The following is a 20115-nucleotide window of genomic DNA, read 5'->3' as shown; positions in this document are numbered from 1 at the left end:
CCTTGCTCTCATCGGCCGCACCCTTTATTCCCGCTCTTTTGGCTGCCCTTCGATATCGAGGAAGGCGACGACTCTCTCCCGTTCCCTCAGGGTGTCTTGATAGCCCAGCTTGATCAGCTGCTGACAATAACCCGGATAGAACATCAAAAAGCTGGCCAGACTGCTGGTCTCATCCCCCTTCACGCCCAACACCCGCAATAGCCGGCGCAACTTTAGCGGCAGTTTGCGCAGGTAGGCCAGTGCGATGGTGTCGAGATCCTGACTCGGTTTCAGCACGCAGGTCTCCACCCGTTTCAGCTTGAGGCGATTGCGCTCCCGCTCCGGGATCAGATCCAGAGTCTGGTTGATGCGCCACAGCCGCTCCAGGTCGGAGTTGAGGGTGTCGGTAAAGACCGTATCGAGCAGATGGCTGGCAATATTGGAGCTGGTGAGATGGCCGTGATGATGGGTCGGTGCCGAGTGCGCTGGCGGATCCAGGGTGATCAGCAGGATCCGCTCCGCCCCCAGATGGATGGCGGGGCTGAGCGGGCTCAGCTGGTGGATGGAACCGTCGCCGTAGAACTTCTCGCCGATCCGGGTGGCCGGAAAGACAAAGGGCAACGCCGAGGAGGCGAGCAGGTGCTCCGATGTAAGCACGGTGCGCACCCCGCGACGTCTGGCCCGCTCCCACGGATGGTGGTCAGCCCGCCCCTGAAAGAAGGTGGTGGATAGGCCGTCATCGTAATCCGATGCCGTGATGGCCAGCGCCTCCAGACTGCCGTAGAGGATGTTGTCATCGATGCGGTGATAGTCGATGAGTTGATCCAGCAGGCGGTGCAGCGGCGCGTTGTCAAAGAGGTGAAAGGCGTGGTTGGTGTGGGGATTGATCAGCCCCGCCGACCCTTCGTACATCAGCCGCCACAGCAGTCGGCCGGGGTGAAAATCGAAGATGTGGTGAGTCTCGAAACGGCGCCAGACCCACTCCAGCTTGCGCACCCCCAGATGGAAGCAGGAGGCGTAGCAGGCGAGCGCGGTGACGTTGATGGCCCCCGCCGAAGTGCCACACAGGATGGGAAAAGGGATGCCGAGATTGCGCGGGTAGAGCTCCGCAATCGCCTTGAGGGCGCCGACCTGATAGGCGGCGCGGGCACCGCCACCGGTGAGCAACAACGCTGTATTGGGTCTGGCCATATGCTGGCGCCTTATTGTGTCCTGACAAGAATGTTCCCACTGACAAATTAACTATAAGGCGCTGTATCAAATATAAAAACGGGCGCTTGCCCGTTTTTTTCATGGCCCATGTCAAAGGGCGCGGTGAGGATTTTCCGGCCGAGCCAGCTGATCGAAGGCGGCGAATACCGGGGCGCTGGCGAGGATGCGACCGTGGCCCAGACCCCGGGTGCTCACCAGCCGGGTATGACCATCCTGACTGGCCCGCAAGGAGTCGCTATGGGGGGCGAATCTGTCCTCCTCGTCGTGCACGATCATTGCCGCGCCGCTGCGACTGGCGAGGCGACCTAGCGGATCGACCGTGCTCAAGGGGTGCTGGTACTCCTGCTCAATCTCCTTGACCACCGCATCGAACAACCGGATGGAGTAGCCGGAGCGCGCCACCATGCCGTAGAGCTGGGGCACATAGTCGAGCACCGGCGAAATCAACAGCAGCGGCAGGGTATCGATACCCGCCTGACGGCTGGAGAGAGTGACGGCGCCTCCCATGCTGTGGGCGATGACCCCGTGCAGCGGGCCTGCTTCGCTGGCCAGCCTGGTCGCCAGCTCGTCGAAGGCGCGCACGAAACGGGGCAGGTGGCCAGTGTTGCCCGCGCTCTGGCCGTGGGCCGGATGATCGTAGGCAATGGCGGTGAAACCTTGCGCGGCGATATGGCTCATCAGCGGATAGAACTGGCTGGCGCTGCCGGACCAGCCGTGCATCAGCAGCCACTGCGGCCCCTGACCGAGCCGATAGATCATCAATACCCCTTCGCTGGTATGGACGGCCTGCTTCACCAGGCCCGCTGGCTCGTGGGCATTCCGCTGGTTGCGCTGGGGGGTGAGCAGCAACTTGCTGGCGGTGCGCTTGGCATGGGTGGGGGCGAGTCTGTGGTGCAACCGGGTCCCGATCCCCAGCAGCCATTTGCTCGGGCTGAAGCGGCGGGTGTTGAAGTAGATCTTGCTGCTCATGGTCATCCTGTGGTTTTTATGTGCGAACGGTCGTGCTTTTTTGTTGGTTTTTAAAAATTAGTGTTGAACGGATGCCAAAACATCAGCGCCAGCTGCTCAGCAGAGCGTCCACCTCGGGCCAGAAGTGGCGGGCCGGATCCTGACACAGTTCGAGATCGTTGAACACCTGATCCGCCAGATAGAGGCCATAGAGACGGTAAACGGCGCGCCAGGGATCCATCTCCTGTCGCCACTCGCCTGCGGCCTGACCTTGCACCACCTGACGGGCCAGATAGTCGAGCCAGAAGCGCACCAGTTGCCGGGCAGCTTGCTGCACCAGGCTCTTTTGCTCATGGCCATCCTGCGCCGAGGTCCAGGCGTCGAGGAACATGCAGCGTCCGGCGAAGCAGTGGTTCCACGCCTGCCAGGCCCGCAGCAGGGCGATCAGCTTGTCATGCTGGCTCTGGTGCTCCTGCTGGCGTACCGGCTGGATCACCCGCAGCCGAAACACTTCGGCGGCGTACTCCAGCACGGCGATCTGCAGATTGTCGCGGGATTGAAAGTGGGCAAACAGGCCGCTTTTCGACATTTCGCAGGCGCTGGCCAGCGAGCCGATGGTCAGGCTCTCCAGCCCTTGCTGGCTCGCCTGCTCAAAGGCAGTCTGCAAAATGTTTTCCCGGGTCATGCGCCCCTTGTTCATCACTCTCTCCTCGTTGGCGCTGGCAGCATAAAGTACGATCGTGCTAATTGTCGAGCAACAGATAGCCAGCATGGCTGGCTATGTCGTCTCGCGTGTGTCACTGCGTGCGGGTTTCAGCTCTCCTTGATATCGAGCTGTTGCAGGGCGATAACCGCTTGAGTGCGGTTCTTGACGCCCAGTTTTCTGAAGATGGCGGTGATATGGGCCTTGATGGTGGCCTCGGAGACGTTGAGCTCCCAAGCGATCTGTTTGTTGAGGCTGCCATCGCGCAGCATGATCAGCACTTTGTATTGCTGGGGGGTGAGGCTGGCCAGCTTGCTGGCGAAATCGGGGCCATCTTCCGATTCGGGATGGAGCGAGATGCCTTCCGGCACCCAGTTATCCCCCCCGATCACCGTATTGAGGGCATTGACCAGCTCCTTCATCGGCACCGATTTGGGAATGAAGCCGAGCGCCCCGAGCCGCAACACCTGGTGGATGATGGCCGCATCTTCCGAGGCGGAGACCACCACTATGGGCAGGTCGGGATACTGGCCGCGCAGGTGGGCCAGCCCCTCAAAGCCGTTGGCCCCCGGCATCTTGAGATCGAGCAGCAACAGGTCAACTTCGGGGTGCTCGCCGAGCAGGCTGGTCAGGCTGTCGATGGAGTCCGCTTCCAGCAATTGAGCGTCGTTGATGGCCATGTGCACCGCTTGGTATAGGGCGCCCCGAAACAGGGGGTGGTCATCTGCGATGACGATGGTAAATTGGCTGTCCATATTTCGGTTAATGGCTCACATTGTTGCTAACTGATTGTTTTGAAAAATCAAACTAGCATCGCTCACCAAGAGGGTCAAACCCGCCGGTGCGCAAATGTGAAGCGAACATCGGATGTTTTGCCATCAGGGCAGATCGGCCGGTCGCAGGCAACTCATGCAGGAGGCAACAGATGGGATCCTTGGTATTGGCGGTGGGCACCGGCTCCACCTGGGCGATGCGGGCGGCGCTGGTGCTCGCCATGAGCGGGCTGACGTGGCAGGAGCAGGTGTTCGATCTGGAGGATGCCAAGTCGCTGGCCCGGCTCAAGCGGCTGGCACCGGCCGGTCTGGTGCCCTGGCTCGAACACGATAGCGTGCGGGTTCACGACTCGCTGGCCATCGCCGAATATGTTCACGAGCTCTGTCCCGACCGCCAGCTCTATCCTGTTTCGCTGGCCGAGCGGGCGCTGGCTCGCAGTCTCTGCGCCGAGCTACACGCCGGATTTCGGCAGATCCGTTCTCTGCTCCCGTTCTTTCTTGGGGCGCCAACCCGTATCGATCCCCCGGTGGCGGCGGTCGGTGAGCTGGCCCGTTTGCAGGAGATCTGGTCGCAGGCGCGGGGCCCCTTCTACTTTGGCGAGGCGGGCATTGTCGATGCCTTCTATGCGGTGATGGCCTATCGGCTGGCCAGCTACGGCATCCTGTTGCCCGGTCAGGCCGGAGCCTATCAGCAGGCGCTGCTCTCTTGGCCTCTGTGGCAGGAGACCCTGCTCAAGGCGCGGTTGCAGTGGCCGGTGGCGGCGCGCCAGTCACAGTGAGCCTTGGCAGATGGATAAACGAGAGAGGGGAGCCAGTGGCTCCCCTCTCTGCTGCTGGTCAATGTGGCTCAAGAGTTACTTCTGCCGACCGGCAAAGACCACCACCACCTTGTCATCCCCCTTCTCCCGCACGAAGGCGTAGGGTGCATCCGAGAGTTTCTGGTGGCTGCCTGCCGCAATGGCCGGATGGGCGGCGCGGAACTGGCCCAGTTGCTGCCAGTGCTTGACCAGCTCAGCCTTGTCTCCGCTGGCCAGCTCCTGCCAGTTCATGTCCGAGCGCAAGCCTTGATCGAACACCCCGCCATCCTTGGCCAGCCCGCGGCCGGACTCGTCGCCATAGTAGAGCTGGATGCCGCCCGGCAGCAGCATAAAGCTGTTGGCGACCCGGCGCTGTAGCGGCACATCCTGATAGTCGCCAAAGAACAACTTGGTGTCATGGGAGCTGATGTAGCTCAACACGTTGAACTCGGGATCCTGATTGATGCGGCTGGCGTAGCTGTCATAGGTGGGCTCGGCGCTGGCCATGCACTGGGCCTGTGACAGGGCGAACTCGCGCTGATAGTCGAAGTTGATCAGCGAATCGAAGCCGTTCTGATACCAGAAATCCTTGGCTACCCCGTGATCCCACACCTCTCCCACCATATAGAAGGGCAGATCGTCGAGGGCCTTGCCCGGGTTGTTGGTCTTCCACTCCTTGAGCGCAGCGGTGCCCGCCTGCTTGAGCTTGGCCCACACTTCGGGCTCCAGATGCTTGACGGTGTCGGCGCGGAAGCCGTCGATGCCAAAGCGGCGCACCCAGTCGGTGTGCCAGGCGATCAGGTAGTCGCTCACGGTAGCGTCGGGTAGCGCCTTGGCGAGGGTATCCTTTTTCGCGGCCAGCAACGGCGGCAGCCCTACCGGTTTGGTCGATTCGGTGAGAAAGTCCGGTAGCCCCGCCACCGAGCCGGTGACATCGTCGGTGCCTGGCTGCGGATAGCCGGGCAGACCGGCGCGCACCCAGTCACCGCTCCACCATTTGTTCCACGCGGGTGATTGATAGTCGATGAACTGGTTGTAGCCATGCCAGTTGAGGCCGCCGCTCGGTCGCCACTGGTTCCAGACGGTCGGCAGCTTGTCTGTGTTCCGGGTCAGCTCGGTGAGCCCGAGATCTTGCAGATCGGCGAGGGTGGCATAACCGGCGTGGTTCATCACCACGTCGAGGATGATGCGCATGCCGCGCTTGTGCGCCTCGTCCACCAGGGTTTTCAAGCTTTCCTCGTCACCGTAGTTGGGGTCAATTTTGGTGAAGTCGAGCGCCCAGTAGCCGTGATAGGCGTAGAAGGGGAAGTTGCCCTGCTCGCCACCGCCGATAAAGCCGTGAACCTGCTCCACCATGGGGGTGATCCAGATTGCGTTCATGCCGAGGCTCTTGATGTAGTCGAGCTTCTCGGTCAGCCCCTTGAAGTCGCCGCCGTGCCAGGTGGCCACCTCATCCTGTCCATCCTTCTGGCGGCCGAAGCTGTGGTCGTTGGCGGGATCGCCGTTGTTGAAGCGGTCGGTCAGCAGGAAATAGACGCTCGCCTGATCCCAGCTGAACGGTACCGGCTTGGCTGCCTTGACCGGCTCGAGCAGCAGCATGCCGCCGCTCTCTTTGCTCGGGGTCAGGGTCAGTTTGCCCTGTTTGACCACCGCCTCCTGTTTCGAGTAGGCATCCCTCAGTCGGGTACCCTCGGGCCAAACCCCTTTCAGGGATACAGTGACCGGGCCGCCATCCCAGCTGATGCAGGGCTCTTGTGGTGGCTGGCGTTTGAATTCGCTCTTCTTGGTCGCCCGCAGCACCTTGAGGCTGGGGGTATCCGGGTTGAAGGTGAACTGATACTCCCCGGCCAGCATCACCCGAAGGGTAAAGCTCTGATCCTTGCTGCATTTGTCCATGGGCTGGGCGGTGCCGAAGGGGAGCGGCTTGCTCTCGCTCGGGCCAAAGCTGGTACCGCAACTGTTGTCTGCGTCGCTGATGCGGATCTGGTGGCTCCCCTTGGCAAGGGGATGGGTCAGCTCCACCGTGCCCTTGTCCAGCGCGATCGGGGTCGCCACCGGCTGACCATCCACATAGAGGCGAACCTCGGGAGCGGCTATCGCCTGTTGGATGAACAGAGGGGCGGCCAGCAGGGCGAGCCAGAGAGGGGATAAGTGATGAGCACGACGCATAAGCCATTCCTTGAGCAGGGCAGTTCGGACAAGGGCCCATTCTAGGAGCAGCAAAGCGCGCCTTGGATCGGCAAAACGCCGATTTGTGACATCAGTTCAAATGGTTACGTTTTCAAGCCGAAGAAAGTGTGACGGAGAGGTGGTGGGACGCTCTGTCGATAAAAATAGCGGCCATAAAAAATGCCGGTCAGGTGACCGGCATTTGGTGTATCAGGCATTGTCGTCACATCAGACGGTGAAGAACTTGAAGTTGACGAAGGCCACCGCGATGAAGGAGGCCACCATGCCGCTGATGCAGAGCACCGCCGGGCGGATGGCTGGCCAGCGATGGGTCAGCAGAATGATGGCCAGCAGGGTCGGGTAGAGCCCGAACATATAGCGTGGCATGGCGTTGAGGCCGGTCATCAGCGGGATGGTGCAGCAGATGAACATCAGGGTCGCTTCCGCCCAGCGTTTCTGGCTGAACAGGTAACCGTTCAGGCACCAGCCGAAGATCACCATGATGGAGAGGTAAGCCTTGCGGCCGCCCAGCTCGAAACCGCTCAGCCACCAGTCCAGCGGGCTGTCCATGTAGCGACCCCACGCCACCTGAATGTGCTTGAAGGCAAAGGCATCGCCGGTCAGATGATAGAGGTAGACCATGTAGGCGAACAGGCCAAACGGGATCATCCAGAGGGTGAACACCACCTTGAAAGCGCGCTCGGTAAAGCGGAAAAATTCCCGCCAGCCGTAGGCCTGCAGCGCCAGGATCAGCACCGGGAAGACCATCATCACCCCCAGGTTGCGGGTAGCGGAGATACAGACCCCCAGCACGGCCACCATCAGCCACTGCTCCCGATAGGCGAACAGGAACATCCCCAGCATCAGCGCCATAAAGGTCGACTCGGTATAGCCGGAGACGAAGTAGGCGGAGAAGGGGGAGAAGGCGAGCAGCCAGACGCCAAAGCGGGCGGTATCGTCCCCCAGCTTGAGCTGACGCAACACCAGCAACATCAGCGGTAAACTGGCGAAGAAGGAGAGGTTGGTAACAATGATGAGGCCGATCAGGCTCTCGACATTGAACAGGTTGGAGATGGCACCGGAGACCATCGGGTAGAGCGGCATAAAGGCCCAGTTGGCCGCATTGCCCTTGCTCAGCCAGCGCGGGTAGAGGTCGTAGCCGTTCTCGATGATGCGCTGGAACCAGACGCAGTCGAACTGGCAATAGGCCTGCAGCGGGCCAATGTCGGGGGAGCCATAGAGCTGGACACCGAAGTAGCCCATGCCATACAGCGCCACCCGGCTCAGCATGAAGGCGGCGATGATCATCAGCCAGTCACGACCGCTGATGCGCAGTGACGGGCGATAGGGGAGTGCAGCCCCGGTTAGCGGGGCAGTATTGGTCATATCATTCATCAGGCAAAAACCCAGACGCGAGAGAGAACGTAAGTGAGGACGGTAACGGTCAGGGTGGCGATGACCACTGGCAGCAGACCGGAGAGCCCCGCAAACAGCAGGCCGCTCAGGATCAGGTTACGCACCGCCAGCGAGAAGAGGGCGACCAGCAGAAACTTGCTGGCGGCTCCCTGCTTCTGGAAGGTGATGTAGCGGTGACCAAAGAAGGAGAACCAGAACGCGATGGCAAAAGCCAGCGTGGTAACCAGGTGCTCCGAGATGGTGGGCCAGGTATGAAACAGTGCGATGGAGGTGCCAAGGTCGACGAGGGTAGCCCCCCCGCCGACAAAACCGAAACGTACCAGCCGCCAGAATTCCTCGCGGGAGATCATTGAGGCGCTTGCTCCTGCTGCTCTTGCGGGTTGCTGTCAGCGCTCTGCGGTTTGGCCTCATCCTGCTTGGCATACTGGCCATATACCCCTTCAATGAGGTAGACCGGGCGCTGTTTCACTTCCACGAACATGCGGCCGATGTACTCGCCGATGATGCCGAGCGACAACAGCTGGATACCGCCGAGGAACAGCACTACGGACATCAGGGAGGCGTAACCGGGTACGTCGATGCCGAAGAAGATCACCTGGGTGATGATTTTCAGGATATAGAGGAAGGCCACCAGCGAGACGCTTACACCCACATAGCTCCAGACCCGCAGCGGCCAGCTGGAGAAGCTGAGCAGGCCGTCGAGGGCGAAGTTCCACAGTTTCCAGTAGTTGAACTTGGTTTCACCGGCGTGACGGGCCGGGCGCTCATAGGGGACGCCAACGGCACGGAAACCGGCCCAGGCAAACAGACCCTTCATGAAGCGGTTGCGCTCCGGCAGCAGCTTGATCGCCTCGACAACTCGACGGTCGATCAGGCGGAAGTCACCTGCGTTCTCCGGCAGCTTGGTGCTGGTGGAGAGGGCGTTGAAGAAGCGGTAGAAGCCACCGGCAGTCAGGCGCTTCATCGGGGTATCGGCGCTGCGATCAACGCGGATGCCGTAGACGGTGTCATAGTCACCGGTCTGCCACAGTTTGACGAACTCCAGGATCAGGGCGGGCGGGTCTTGCAGATCCACATCCATCGGCACGATGGCATCCCCTTTGGCCTGATGCAGACCGGCGGTCAGGGCCGCTTCTTTACCGAAGTTGCGTGCCAGGTTGACCAGGGTCACGCGCGGGTCACGGGCGATGGCCTGCTCGACCACTTCACGGGTGCGGTCACGGCTGCCATCGTTGACGAATACAATTTCAAGCTGGTCTTTCAGCGGGGCCAGTTCGTTGTCTATCGCGTTGATGAAGGCATCGATGCTCTCTTCCTCGTTGTAAACGGGAACGACCAGAGAGAGTCGAAAATCTGGATGCGACATAAGAACGTCCTTATTTGGGATAGTTGTTTTTATAAAATGGTATTCGGGGCAAGGATCACTGGGCTACGGTCAAACGTACCGACTGCACATTGATGGGAGTAGGTGCCGAGAGCGCCAGAAAATTGGGGCGCTTGGGATCTGCCGTGAGCGAGTCGCCGGGCAGACTGAGGCGGATTTCGTTGATGCCCGCTTTGGCCAGTTTCACCGTGGTGGTGAAGTCGTGACCCAGCGCCACTTTCAACAGGGCACCGGCTTCCGGGCTGTTGATGCGGGCCTGTACGGTAAGCTGATCCGGATTGGCCGCCTGCTTGGGCAGCACAAAGTAGAGACCGCCCTGACCGCTGAGCAGGGTACCGTCATCGCTCGGCTTCTTGGCCCAGCCTTCGCTGGAGAGGAAGCGGCTTGGCTTGGTCAGATTGAGCTCGTTACCCGGCTGATAGGTCATGCTGGAGTTGTGTTCCCAGAAGCGGGTCTTGCCTTCCAGATAATAGAGTTTGTAGGCCAGGCTCACGTTGGGGTGAGCAGCCAGATAGAGGGTGTAAAGATAAAAACCGCTTAACGCCAGAATGGCAGTCAAAAAACCGAACTTTTTGTACGTCATATCACTCTCTATGCCTGACAGAATGGGTAGGCCGATGTCGCGCATATGCTAATCCAATTGCAAAAAAAGCATAGTGGATCACAAAAAAATATTTGGTCACATATTAACCCCTTTTTACCCCTGTTCCAAACGTTGCTGTTTCCCGGTTAAACAGGTCTGGCGGGGCGTCGATTGCCAGTGGCGCTCCGGCAAGGTATTTGGCAAATAGACGTGCTTTGCTGCGTCACTTTCTAGCGGATGCGATAGTCATCTGGCCTCTATCGCCATTTTGCAGGGGGCGATTTATGATGACTCACTTATTCGTCAAGGATGACATATGAAGTGGATCTCTTGCTGTCTGTTGCTTGGATTATGGGCGCCAATGGCATTGGCCAGGGCCCTGTGTCCCGAGCCTATTCAGGTCGGTTACGATAACTGGCCACCCTACCATTATTACGAAGCCGACTCACCGCAAGAGGTGCGCGGTTATGCCGCCGAGGTGCTGACGGCTGTACTCACTTCCATGCACTGCAAGGTCAACTATGTGGAGCTGCCCTGGAAGCGGGTACTGCACGAGATGGAGCATGGCGAGATAGACATGGCGATGGAGGCGAATATCAATGATGAGCGCGCCCGTTATGCCTGGTTTTCCGACTCCTACAACCCGGGGCGCACCTTGCTGTGGATCCGCAAGGGCAGCCACTACCCCGAGCAGGATCTGGCGAGCTGGCTGGCCAGTGGTTACTCCCTCGGCGTCACCAAAGAGTACTTTTATGGCGATGAAGTGATGTCGCTGCTCGGTCGCTATGCCAAACAGGTGAGTGCGGTGAGCGACCAGCAAAATTATGAGAAGCTGGCCCGCGGCCGGATCGATGGTTTCCTTGGTGACATGCTGGCTACCCCCAGCGCCCTTAACAAGGAGGGGATGAGCGGTCTGTTCACCAGTCACCCCATGGTGGTATCTGAATCGCCAAGCTTCTTTATGTTGGGCAAGCGCAGCTTTTCGCCGCAGTTCTTGCAACAATTTAATCAGGCGTTGGCGCGGTTCAAGGAGACAGATGCGTATGACATTATCTGGCAGCGTTATGCCCCCGGGCGCTAGCAAAGTATTGGCCGTTCACGCATCATGAGCGGCCTGAGCATCGGGTCTGCTTGTCAGGCCCGGCAGAGTGAACAAACCGTTTTGAGGTACCCATGGGGATGAAGTATTGGCTGGCCCTTGCCAATCTGGTGTGGCTGGGATGTTTGCCCGCTGGCGTGGTACATGCGACCGAAGCACAAGTTGTGGTGGCGGCCAGTGAAACCGGACACGACTGGTATCAGGGCAGTCAGGCCGAACAGGCCCGTGTCGAGCTGGAGCAGCAGTTGCAAGAGGCTGTGCTTGCCCAGCTGCATCCCGATTTTTTCACGCTGTGGAAGCGTCTGCAGGCCACTCCCGCAGACAAGCGTGGTGCCATCTATGACGACATTTTTGCCAAGCTGAGCCGTTTCCAGCACGCCTGGCGGGGGATGGATCTGGTCTCGCGTGAGCAGATGAAGACCCTCAAGCTCGATTTGAACCGCCCTGTGGTGACCCAGCCCAGCGATGATGATCTGCTCACCCAGGTGAAATCTCTACGCCCCCAGGTGGCGGAATACGAGGCGGTGCGTGCCAAAGTGCACAAACTGCTGGCGATGCCGATGGCCAGCAAGTGGCCAACCCTCGATATGCCGACCCTGCGTGCCGGAGAGAGCTCAGCCGAGCTCGGCCAAATCCGCGCCATGCTCAACGAGCTGGGCGACAGCGCCCCGAGCCATGGTGATCAGATTTACGATGGTGATACCGAGCAGGCCATCAAGCAGTTCCAGCGTCGTCACGGTCTCACCGCGGACGGCATCATCGGCCGTCAGACCCGCTCCTGGCTCAATACCGGCCCGCAAGTGCGCGCCAGCCTGCTGCTGCGCAACCTGTGGCGTCGCGATCTGGTGGATCAACTCGCCGGTGGCCGCTACGTGCTGGTCAATATTCCCGACTACCGTCTGAGCGTGGTGGAGTCCGGCAACGAGGTATTTACCAGCCGGGTCATCGTCGGCAAGGAGCAGCGGGCCACCCCTATTCTGGCCAGCGAAATTCGCTCCATCGTGCTTAACCCCTCCTGGCATGTGCCGCGTTCCATCCTGAGCAAGGACATCCTGCCCAAGCTGGGTCGGGATCCCGCGTACCTGAGTCGCGAGCAGTTCGAGGTGATCGACAGCGAGGGCAATCCGGTCCAGTTCACCGAAGAGGGGTGGCATCAGGCGCTGGCCGCCGGTTTCCCCTATCGCCTGCGGCAAAAGCCGGGGGATCACAATGCCCTGGGGCGCTACAAGTTCTACCTGCCCAACAATGACGCCATCTATCTGCACTCCACCCCGCGCAAGGCGCTGTTCGAGCAGGGGGCGCGCGCCTTCAGCTCGGGCTGCATCCGGGTGGAACATGCGGACGATCTGGCCGAACTGTTGCTGGCGGACTCCCGCTATCAGCCGGACAAGGTGGCCAATATCCTCAAGGAGAGCCAGACCAAATGGTTGCCGCTCACCACGCCGATCCCGGTCTTTACCGTCTACTGGAGCAGCTGGATCGACGAAAATGGTCGCCAGCAACTGCGTAACGACATCTACGGATTTGATCGGGTCAGCTTCCAGAGCCGCCTGCTGTGATCCCTGCCACAGAGTGAAAAGCCCGGCCTGTGCCGGGCTTTTCTATGGGCGATTGAGGTTTGACAGGGCGCCCCGCCGGAGGGTAGTTTCAAGCGCCTGTATCACATTCAATCAGTGATCTTATTCAACTATTTTCGCTTGAATCTGCGATGGACGAACCCCTTATGCTGGAACAAGAGATAAGTCGACGTCGCCTGTTGTTGGGAGCCGGTTGCCTGTTGGGCAGCTCGTTGATCTCCTTCCCTGCACTGGCCAGCCGCAGTACCACCGGGCGTGAACTCAGTTTCTTCAATCTCAATACCGGCGAGCGGGTGCGCGCCAGCTATTGGGAGAACGGCCACTATCTGAGCGACGGGTTGGCCGAGCTCAACCACATCTTCCGCGATTACCGGCGCAATGAAGTGTTCAACATCGACAAGAAGCTGTTTGATCAGCTATTCCTGTTGCAGCACAAGCTGGGTCGGCGCAGCGAAATCCAGCTGATCTCCGGCTATCGCGCCCCGGCGACCAATCGTCAGAAGCGGCACAAGAGCCGCGGCGTGGCCAAGCACAGCTACCACACCCTGGGGCAGGCGGTGGATGTGCGGATCCCCGGCGTACAGCTGGCCCATCTGCGCAAGGCGGCGCTCCAGCTCAAGGTGGGTGGGGTTGGTTACTATCCCCGTGACAACTTCGTTCACCTCGATACCGGCCCGGTGCGCAGCTGGTAAAGGGGTTGGCAAACTGCCAAGCTCTTCCCACCAGAGAGGAGATAGCGATGAAAAAGATAGTGATTGGCGGCCTGCTCGCCCTGTTGTTGGCCGGTTGCAGCAAGCTCAACCGTGAAAATTACGACCAGTTGAAGATGGGGATGAGTTACGCCGAGGCCAGCACCATTCTGGGCAAGGCGGAGCGTTGTGACGATGCGCTGGGCACCACCAGCTGCCTCTGGGGCGGGGAAGGGAAGAACATCAAGATCCGCTTTATCGCCGACAAGGCGACCTTCTTCAGCTCGGAAGGGATTAACTGAGTCGCAGACCGTCCATGAAAAAAGCGCCGCTCGGGCGCTTTTTTGTTGCTCGCAATCCAACCCGCCTCGCCAGAAGCTGGCGTACTCAGTGGGTCGCGTACTGGTAGTTGAAGGTGGGCAGACCCCACTTGAAGCGAACCGCCAGCAGCCGCAGTACAAAGCCGATCCCGATGGAACCGAACGCGGCCCAGTTGGTCGGCAAGCCCTGATCCAGCGCCAGACAGTAAAGGGCTGCGGTGATCAGCGAAATGGCTGCATAGAGCTCGCGACGAAATACCAGTGGAATTCGCTGACAGAGCAGATCCCGCAGCACCCCGCCAAAGACCCCGGTCACTACCGCCATGATGCAGGCAATACCGGCGCCGTGGCCCATATCCAGCGCTCGGGCCGCACCGAAGATAGAGAAGACCACCAGTCCCAGGGCATCAAGGGCCATGAACAGCTTGCCGAGGTAGCGCATCAGGGGGGCGGAGACCACACCCGCCATCGCGGCTGCGGCAACCAGCAGCACATATTCCGGATGTTCAATCCAGAGCAGCGGATAGTGGCCCAGCAGCACATCGCGAATGGTGCCACCACCGATGGCCGTCGCCGAGGCGATGATCACCACACCAAACAGATCCATCCGTCGCCGACCCGCGGCCAGCGCGCCGGTCATCCCTTCGGCCACCAGGCCAACCAAGAAGAGTGCATGTAACATGAGATATCCCAGGGAACGAGAAAGGCCAGAATCCTACCAACTCGTGTCATATGGGACAAGCTATCGAATGCATGCATTAATTTAATTCATGCTAAATGCGAAAAAGGCACCGTTTCGGGTGCCTTTTTCTAATCAATGTTCAAGGGTTAGCGCCCCAACTGCTCCTGCCGGTAGTGATCGACCCACATGGCGGTGGCGCCACAGATGGCGACCGGCATCACGAAGAGGTTCACCACCGGAATGGCGGAGAAGAGGGTCACCAGAGCGCCGAAGCTGAGGCACTTGCCACGGCGTTGCTTCAAGGCGTCACGCATGGTGATGAAGTCGATCTTGTGGTTGTCGAACGGATAATCCACATACTGGATCGCCATCATCCAGGCGCTGAACAGGAACCAGAGCACAGGCGCCAGGGTCTGGCCCACCACCGGGATCAGAAACAGGATCAGGCAGCCAATGGCCTTGGGCAGGTAATACTTCAGCTTGGTCCATTCGCGGCCGAAGGTGCGTGGCACATCCTTGACGATATCCAGCATGCCGCTGTCATTGGCGGGCTGACCGGTGAGGATCTGTTCCACCTTCTCCGCCAGCAAACCGTTGAAGGGGGCGGCTACCCAGTTGGCAACCGAGCTGAAGATAAAGGAGAAGACCACCAGTATGGTGATGAGGGCGATGGGCCACAGCAGATAGTCCAGCCAGTCGAGCCAGGCGGGGATCTGCTGATGGAGCCAGGCGAACAGGCCGTCCAGTTGCAGCAGCAGGGCATAGAAGGCCCCGGCAAACAGCACGAAGTTGACCAGCAGGGGGATCAGCACAAAGGTGCGGATGCCCGGTTGGCGAATGAGGGAAAACCCGCGCAGGAAATAGTCTGCACCGCTGATTGAATCTTTGACCATATGGGGTGATTGGCTCATGTGAGCTCCATCTATGCATGGGAGAACTGCCAGCATATTACAAACAAGCCTTTGATTTGGTAAAGTCGCCGACTATTCCTTATTTCGTGCCGTGGCGACTGAAAATCGGGCATTGAATGGGGATGATGCCTGCATATTACAAACAAAGCCGGGTCTGGATTTGGTAAAGTCACCTGCCCGCCTCCTCTTTATTTAGCCACTGATACAGGTCGCCATGCGTCTGAAACTGATCAAACTCGCCGGCTTCAAGTCGTTCGTCGAGCCGACCCGCATCGAACTGTCGGCAGACATGACCGCCGTGGTGGGCCCCAATGGCTGTGGCAAATCCAACGTCATCGACGCGGTGCGCTGGGTACTGGGAGAGAGCTCCGCCCGCCATCTTCGCGGCGAGAACATGACCGATGTCATCTTCAACGGCTCTATCAATCGCAGTGCACACGGGCGCGCCTCGGTCGAGCTGGTGTTCGACAATCCCCATAACCGGGTGCCCGGCGAGTTCGGCCGCTTTACCGAGATCTCGGTGCGCCGCGAAGTGCTGCGCGACGGCTCCAACCACTATCAGATCAACGGCCAGAAGTGCCGCCGCAAGGATGTAACCGACCTCTTCCTCGGCACCGGTCTTGGCCCCCGCAGCTACGCCATCATCGAGCAGGGCACCGTCAGCCGACTGGTGGAGTCGCGTCCGGCCGATCTCAAGCTCTTTATGGAAGAGGCCGCCGGGGTTTCCCGCTACAAGGAGCGGCGCCGCGAGACCGAGCAGCGCATTCGCCACACCCAGGAGAACCTGGAGCGCCTCGGCGATATTCGCGGCGAGCTGGGCTCTCGCCTTGAGCACCTCAAAGCCCAGGCCGAGACCGCCGAGCGCTACAAACAGCTCAAGAGTCGTTCGCGTGCCGCTCGCGCCGAGCTGATTGGCTCCGAGTTGTGGGCGCTCGAGACGCGCCTTGGCGAGGCCAAAACCGAACTGGCGCAGGCCGAGCAGGCGCTGGCGGCGCTCGATGCCAAACGCACCGCCGATGAGGGGCGCCATGTCACCCTGTCGGTCGCCAGACAAGAGGCGCAAGCCGAGCAGGCGAGCCGTCAGCAACAGATTTTTCTCGGCGGGCAGGCCATCGCCCGTCTCGAACAACAGCAATTGCACCAGAGTGAACTGGGGCGCGACTGGCAGGCCCGTGCAGAGGCGCTGGGCGAGCGGATCGCCACCCGCAAGGCTCAGCTTGCCAGCCAGCAGGATCAACTGACCGAAGGGGTGTTGCGCGCCGAGCAGGAGAGCGCCCGGCTGGAGCAGTGTGAGCAGTTGCTCACCGAGCAGCAGGAGGCCCGCCAGCAGGCTAGCGAGGGGCTGGAGCAGGCCCGCCTGCGCCAGCTGCAGTGGCAGCAACAGTTGGCCGGGTTGCAGGGGCAGCTCAATCAGACCCGTACCCGGTTGGGTGGCCTGCAGGAACTGCAAGCCAAGACCCGGCTGGCGCGCCTCAAGCTGGAAGATGAACGCGCGGGCCCCCTCGGCGCAGAGGCCGATGACCTGCAACCGGCCCTCGATGCCCTGAGTGGTGAGCTGGAGCTGACGCGGGCGGCCAATGGTGAGCTGACCGAGCAGCTGGCGCAGGCGGTCGACGCCCATGAACAACTCAAGCAGCAGCATGGCCAGCAGTTGAGCCTGCAACGGGAGTTGGAGGCGCGGCTGGCGACGCTGGATCAGATCCTCGGCGAGCAGATGGAGGGGGCGACCCTGGCGGATCGACTGCAGGTTGCCCCCGAGTGGGCACAGGTGCTCGACAAGGTGCTGGGTCGCTGGCTCACCGCAACGCCGGCGGACGAGTGCGATCTGATGCAAGAGGGGCTCTGGATTGGCCCGGCGCAACCGGCGGTTGCCGGTACGCTGGCGGCGCAACTGGGCGGCGAGCACATTCCCGCCTTCCTCAATGCCATCTGGCTGGTCGAGAGCCGGGAGGCCGCATTGGCCCGCCAGCCAAGTCTGGCGGCCGGTGAGTCGGTACTGACTCCTGCTGGCGACTGGCTGGGGCCAAACTGGGCAGATCTGGGGCAGGGCGCGGCGCTCGGCACCATGGCACTGCTGGGGGAGCGTGAGCGGTTGCATACCGAGCAGGAGAGGGTTGCCGCGGGGCTGGCACAGCTGAGCGAGCAACTTGTGGCTGCCGATGCCCGGCGCGCCCAGCTTGCCTGTGCGCAGGAGTTGTCGCAGCGAACCTTGCGCGAGCAAGAGCAGAAATGGCAACAACTGCGCGAAGCCTGGAGCCTGCAACAGGGTCAGCGGCAGGAGCGGTTGCTGCGGCTCGGTCAGCTTGGCGAAGAGCTGAGTCGGCTCGATCAGGTGCAGGCCGAAGAGGCAGAGCGACTGGCCAGCGCCCGTGAACAACTGGAACTCGATGAGGCACGCCTTGCCGAGTTGCAAGAGCAGGGGGAGCCGCTGACGCAAGGGGTGCAGGTCGCTCAGGATCAGCTGACCCGCTGCGAGCGGGCGGTTGACGAGGCCCGTGTGCGCCGCGAGCAGCAGCAAGCGGCCTGCCAGCGTTTGCAACTGGAGCTGGGCAATCTGCGCCAACTCATTACCCTGGGTGAAGAGGAGCTAGCGAGGCTCGGGCTGGAGCTGGCCGGGCTGAAAGGGCCGGATAGCGAGGCAGTGCCGGATCTGGCGCCCCTGCTGGCCGAGCAGCGCAATCTGGAGGCGCAGCAGCTCGCCTGCCATCAACGGCTTGCGGAGCTGGAGCGCCAGCTCGGTGAGCTGGAGCAGGCCAGAAGTGCCGATCACAAGCAGCTAGTGACGTTGCAGGAGAAGCTGGCAACCCTGCGCCTTGAGCGCGAACGTAACCTCACCCGTCGACAGGGGCTGCACGAGCAGTTCGAAGAGTTGGGGGTTCGACTGGTAGATCTCGATCAGGCGGTGTTGATCGCTGCTGATCGCAGCAAGCTGCGGCAGGAGATCCAGACGCTGGAGGCGCAAGTGGAGGCGCTCGGCGCCATCAACCTGGCGGCACTGGAGGAGTACGAAGAGGCGAAAACCCGGGCAACCTACCTCGAAAATCAGTGTCAGGATCTCGAGCAAGCGCTGGAAACCTTGAGCCAAGCCATTAAAAGAATTGATAAAGAGACACAAATACGGTTCCGGGACACTTTCGATAAGGTCAACGAAGATTTAAAATCCCTGTTTCCAAAAGTGTTCGGTGGGGGCAGTGCCTGGCTTGAGCTCACCTCCGATGATCTTTTGGAGGCCGGAGTGAGCATCATGGCGAGACCTCCGGGTAAGAAGAATGCTACCATTGCCCTGCTTTCCGGGGGGGAGAAGGCGTTAACCGCGCTTGCGCTGGTTTTTGCCATCTTCAGACTCAACCCAGCACCTTTTTGTCTGCTGGATGAGGTGGATGCACCGCTCGATGAAGTGAACGTCGGTCGCTTCTGTTCTCTTGTCAAAGAGATGTCGAGCACAGTACAGTTCGTTTACATCAGTCATAATAAGGTCTCCATGGAGATGGCTGAGCAGCTGGTTGGCGTCACGATGCAAGAGCCCGGGGTTTCTCGCATTGTGTCGGTCGATATCGGTGAAGCCGTCGCTTTGGCTGAGCAAAACTAGAAAGAGAAGCAGCTAATGCAGGAATTGCGTTACATCTTGGTTGCCCTGGGCGGTATTGCTATTGCGGCATTGCTCATTCACGGGTTGTGGAGCAACAAAAAGAATCGTCAGGCACCAATCAAAGAGAAACCGATTGGACGGATGGACTCCAAGTCGCGGGATCGTGATAACGATGCCTTCGACAGCGATGGCATCGGCCAGGTACGCGTGGTCAGTGGTGGCCGTCGTGCCGAGCCCAAGCTGCGCAGTGAAGAGAGCCGCCAGCCGGAACTCGGTCGTCGCCCTGCCGTCCCCGCCTTTGATGATGAAGATGACGAGGACGATCTGCCGCCGCCCGTAGTGCGCAAGCCTGCTGCCCGCCCGGTTCCGCCGCCTCCTGTCTATGAAGAGGAGGAAGGGTTCGACGAACCGCTGCCCGAGGAGATCGACGAGGCGCCTGCCGCGCCGGTGCGCAAACCTGCTCAGGTCAATCGTCGTACCCCGGTCTACCGTTCCCGTCCCCAGCGCGAGCCCATGATGCAGTCGCTGGATGACGAGCCGCTGGTCGAGCCCGCTTACGCGACCGCCCCGACTTTTGGTGCCCGTGCAGAGACAGTCCGTACCGCTGACACCGTTCGTGCCGAACCGGTGCGTGCTCCCGAGCCGGAATATCAGCCGCAGCCCCGTAATGTGGCTCCCGAGCCTGTGTATGAAGAGCCGGCCTATGTGGCACCTGCACCTGTGGTTGAAGAGCCGCGCATGGCCCCCCAGCCGGTCGAGAAAATCTGGCAGGATGTCTATGTCATCAACCTGATGGGCCGTCCGGGTCACGACTTGCAAGGTGCAACCCTGCTCTCATCCCTGATGGCGCTGGGCTTCAAGTTTGGCGAGATGGATATTTTCCACCGTCACGAAGATCCCAACGGCAAGGGTGAAGTGCTCTTCTCCATGATCAACATGGTCAAGCCGGGTACCTTCAATCCGTACCGGATGGAACAGTTCACCACGCCGGGTGTCTCCCTGTTCATGCAACTGCCGCTGCGCAGCAATGCCGCGTTTGCCTTCGAGGACATGCTGCAGGCTGCCGATCAGCTGGCCAGCGATCTCGATGCCATGCTGACAGATATGGATCGCAGCCCGCTGAGCGACGAGACCATTGCCCGTTACCGTCACGAGCTGGCTGCCTACGAGGCCAGTCGCGACTAATACGCCATGCGGGTCGAGTGAAGAAAAAGTGCGGTACCCTGGTACCGCATTTTTGTTTCTACCCCGGCCGTATGTTCAATCACACTTCGAGACTTTTTC

18 protein-coding genes are annotated in these 20115 nt (G+C 60.4%); 7 read left to right on the top strand and 11 right to left on the bottom strand.

The window, feature by feature from the left end; translation table 11 throughout:
- Positions 1-24 precede the first annotated feature (24 nt).
- The 4 genes from I6L41_RS11145 to I6L41_RS11130 form a co-directional block, all read right to left on the bottom strand.
- The gene (locus I6L41_RS11145) at positions 25-1170 is read right to left on the bottom strand and encodes a patatin-like phospholipase family protein (protein ID WP_216958864.1); all 1146 of its coding nucleotides are present in this window, start codon (positions 1168-1170) and stop codon (positions 25-27) included.
- Between the two features lie 111 nt (positions 1171-1281).
- Positions 1282-2160, bottom strand: a complete 879-nt coding sequence (locus tag I6L41_RS11140; RefSeq protein WP_216958861.1) for an alpha/beta hydrolase — start codon at positions 2158-2160, stop codon at positions 1282-1284.
- An 82-nt stretch (positions 2161-2242) separates the two neighbouring features.
- A complete protein-coding gene (locus tag I6L41_RS11135) occupies positions 2243-2839 on the bottom strand; it encodes a TetR/AcrR family transcriptional regulator (protein WP_216958857.1) in 597 nt (198 codons plus the stop codon).
- Positions 2840-2952: 113 nt separating this feature from the next.
- Positions 2953-3597: a response regulator transcription factor gene (locus I6L41_RS11130; protein ID WP_216958854.1), complete on the bottom strand. Its 645-nt coding sequence runs from the start codon at positions 3595-3597 to the stop codon at positions 2953-2955.
- A 170-nt stretch (positions 3598-3767) separates the two neighbouring features.
- Here I6L41_RS11130 and I6L41_RS11125 point away from each other — a divergent pair, with 170 nt between their 5' ends.
- On the top strand, positions 3768-4394 hold the full coding sequence (locus I6L41_RS11125) for a glutathione S-transferase (RefSeq protein WP_216958851.1): 627 nt from the start codon (positions 3768-3770) through the stop codon (positions 4392-4394).
- 75 nt (positions 4395-4469) lie between these two features.
- Here the strand turns inward: I6L41_RS11125 and I6L41_RS11120 are convergent, their stop codons facing one another.
- The 5 genes from I6L41_RS11120 to I6L41_RS11100 all read right to left on the bottom strand — a co-directional run bounded on the left by I6L41_RS11120 (position 4470) and on the right by I6L41_RS11100 (position 9964).
- On the bottom strand, positions 4470-6581 hold the full coding sequence (locus I6L41_RS11120) for an alpha-amylase (protein ID WP_216958846.1): 2112 nt from the start codon (positions 6579-6581) through the stop codon (positions 4470-4472).
- Between the two features lie 228 nt (positions 6582-6809).
- The gene (locus I6L41_RS11115; RefSeq protein ID WP_040066657.1) at positions 6810-7976 is read right to left on the bottom strand and encodes a hypothetical protein; all 1167 of its coding nucleotides are present in this window, start codon (positions 7974-7976) and stop codon (positions 6810-6812) included.
- Positions 7976-8347: a GtrA family protein gene (locus I6L41_RS11110; RefSeq protein WP_005338463.1), complete on the bottom strand. Its 372-nt coding sequence runs from the start codon at positions 8345-8347 to the stop codon at positions 7976-7978. The genes I6L41_RS11115 and I6L41_RS11110 overlap by 1 nt, the downstream gene beginning before the upstream one ends.
- A complete protein-coding gene (locus I6L41_RS11105) occupies positions 8344-9363 on the bottom strand; it encodes a glycosyltransferase family 2 protein (RefSeq protein WP_216958843.1) in 1020 nt (339 codons plus the stop codon). The genes I6L41_RS11110 and I6L41_RS11105 overlap by 4 nt, the downstream gene beginning before the upstream one ends.
- Positions 9364-9418: 55 nt before the next feature.
- Entirely contained in the window at positions 9419-9964 is a 546-nt protein-coding gene (locus tag I6L41_RS11100; RefSeq protein WP_088869915.1) for a hypothetical protein, read from the bottom strand.
- Positions 9965-10280: 316 nt separating this feature from the next.
- Between I6L41_RS11100 and I6L41_RS11095 the strand changes: the two genes are divergently transcribed.
- From I6L41_RS11095 to I6L41_RS11080, 4 genes are all read left to right on the top strand, one after another.
- Complete coding sequence (locus tag I6L41_RS11095) at positions 10281-11045, top strand: ABC transporter substrate-binding protein (protein ID WP_158112083.1); 765 nt, start codon at positions 10281-10283, stop codon at positions 11043-11045.
- 92 nt (positions 11046-11137) lie between these two features.
- Positions 11138-12622, top strand: coding sequence for a murein L,D-transpeptidase (locus I6L41_RS11090; protein ID WP_158112084.1), 1485 nt, complete (start codon positions 11138-11140; stop codon positions 12620-12622).
- Between the two features lie 164 nt (positions 12623-12786).
- Positions 12787-13332: a DUF882 domain-containing protein gene (locus I6L41_RS11085; protein WP_005338458.1), complete on the top strand. Its 546-nt coding sequence runs from the start codon at positions 12787-12789 to the stop codon at positions 13330-13332.
- A gap of 47 nt (positions 13333-13379) precedes the next feature.
- Positions 13380-13631 carry a hypothetical protein gene (locus tag I6L41_RS11080; protein WP_021229156.1) on the top strand — a complete coding sequence of 84 codons (252 nt, stop codon included), beginning with the start codon at positions 13380-13382 and terminating at the stop codon, positions 13629-13631.
- A gap of 85 nt (positions 13632-13716) precedes the next feature.
- On the opposite strand, the gene I6L41_RS11075 is transcribed toward I6L41_RS11080, so the two are convergent.
- Positions 13717-14331 carry a trimeric intracellular cation channel family protein gene (locus I6L41_RS11075; protein WP_005338456.1) on the bottom strand — a complete coding sequence of 205 codons (615 nt, stop codon included), beginning with the start codon at positions 14329-14331 and terminating at the stop codon, positions 13717-13719.
- Positions 14332-14477: 146 nt separating this feature from the next.
- Positions 14478-15242, bottom strand: coding sequence for a sulfate transporter CysZ (cysZ, locus tag I6L41_RS11070; protein WP_005338455.1), 765 nt, complete (start codon positions 15240-15242; stop codon positions 14478-14480).
- A 214-nt stretch (positions 15243-15456) separates the two neighbouring features.
- Here cysZ and I6L41_RS11065 point away from each other — a divergent pair, with 214 nt between their 5' ends.
- Both I6L41_RS11065 and zipA read left to right on the top strand, forming a co-directional pair.
- The gene (locus tag I6L41_RS11065; RefSeq protein WP_216953087.1) at positions 15457-18831 is read left to right on the top strand and encodes an AAA family ATPase; all 3375 of its coding nucleotides are present in this window, start codon (positions 15457-15459) and stop codon (positions 18829-18831) included.
- A gap of 15 nt (positions 18832-18846) precedes the next feature.
- Positions 18847-20016 (top strand): cell division protein ZipA, encoded by a 1170-nt coding sequence (gene zipA, locus I6L41_RS11060; protein WP_216958840.1) that lies wholly within the window; start codon positions 18847-18849, stop codon positions 20014-20016.
- The last annotated feature ends 99 nt before the right edge of the window (positions 20017-20115 follow it).

It is taken from the genome of Aeromonas sp. FDAARGOS 1411, assembly GCF_019047125.1.
In the GTDB taxonomy this organism is placed as follows: Bacteria; Pseudomonadota; Gammaproteobacteria; order Enterobacterales; family Aeromonadaceae; genus Aeromonas; species Aeromonas veronii.
Note: the sequence above shows the minus strand (reverse complement) of the source record. Positions and strands in the feature narration are given on the sequence as shown.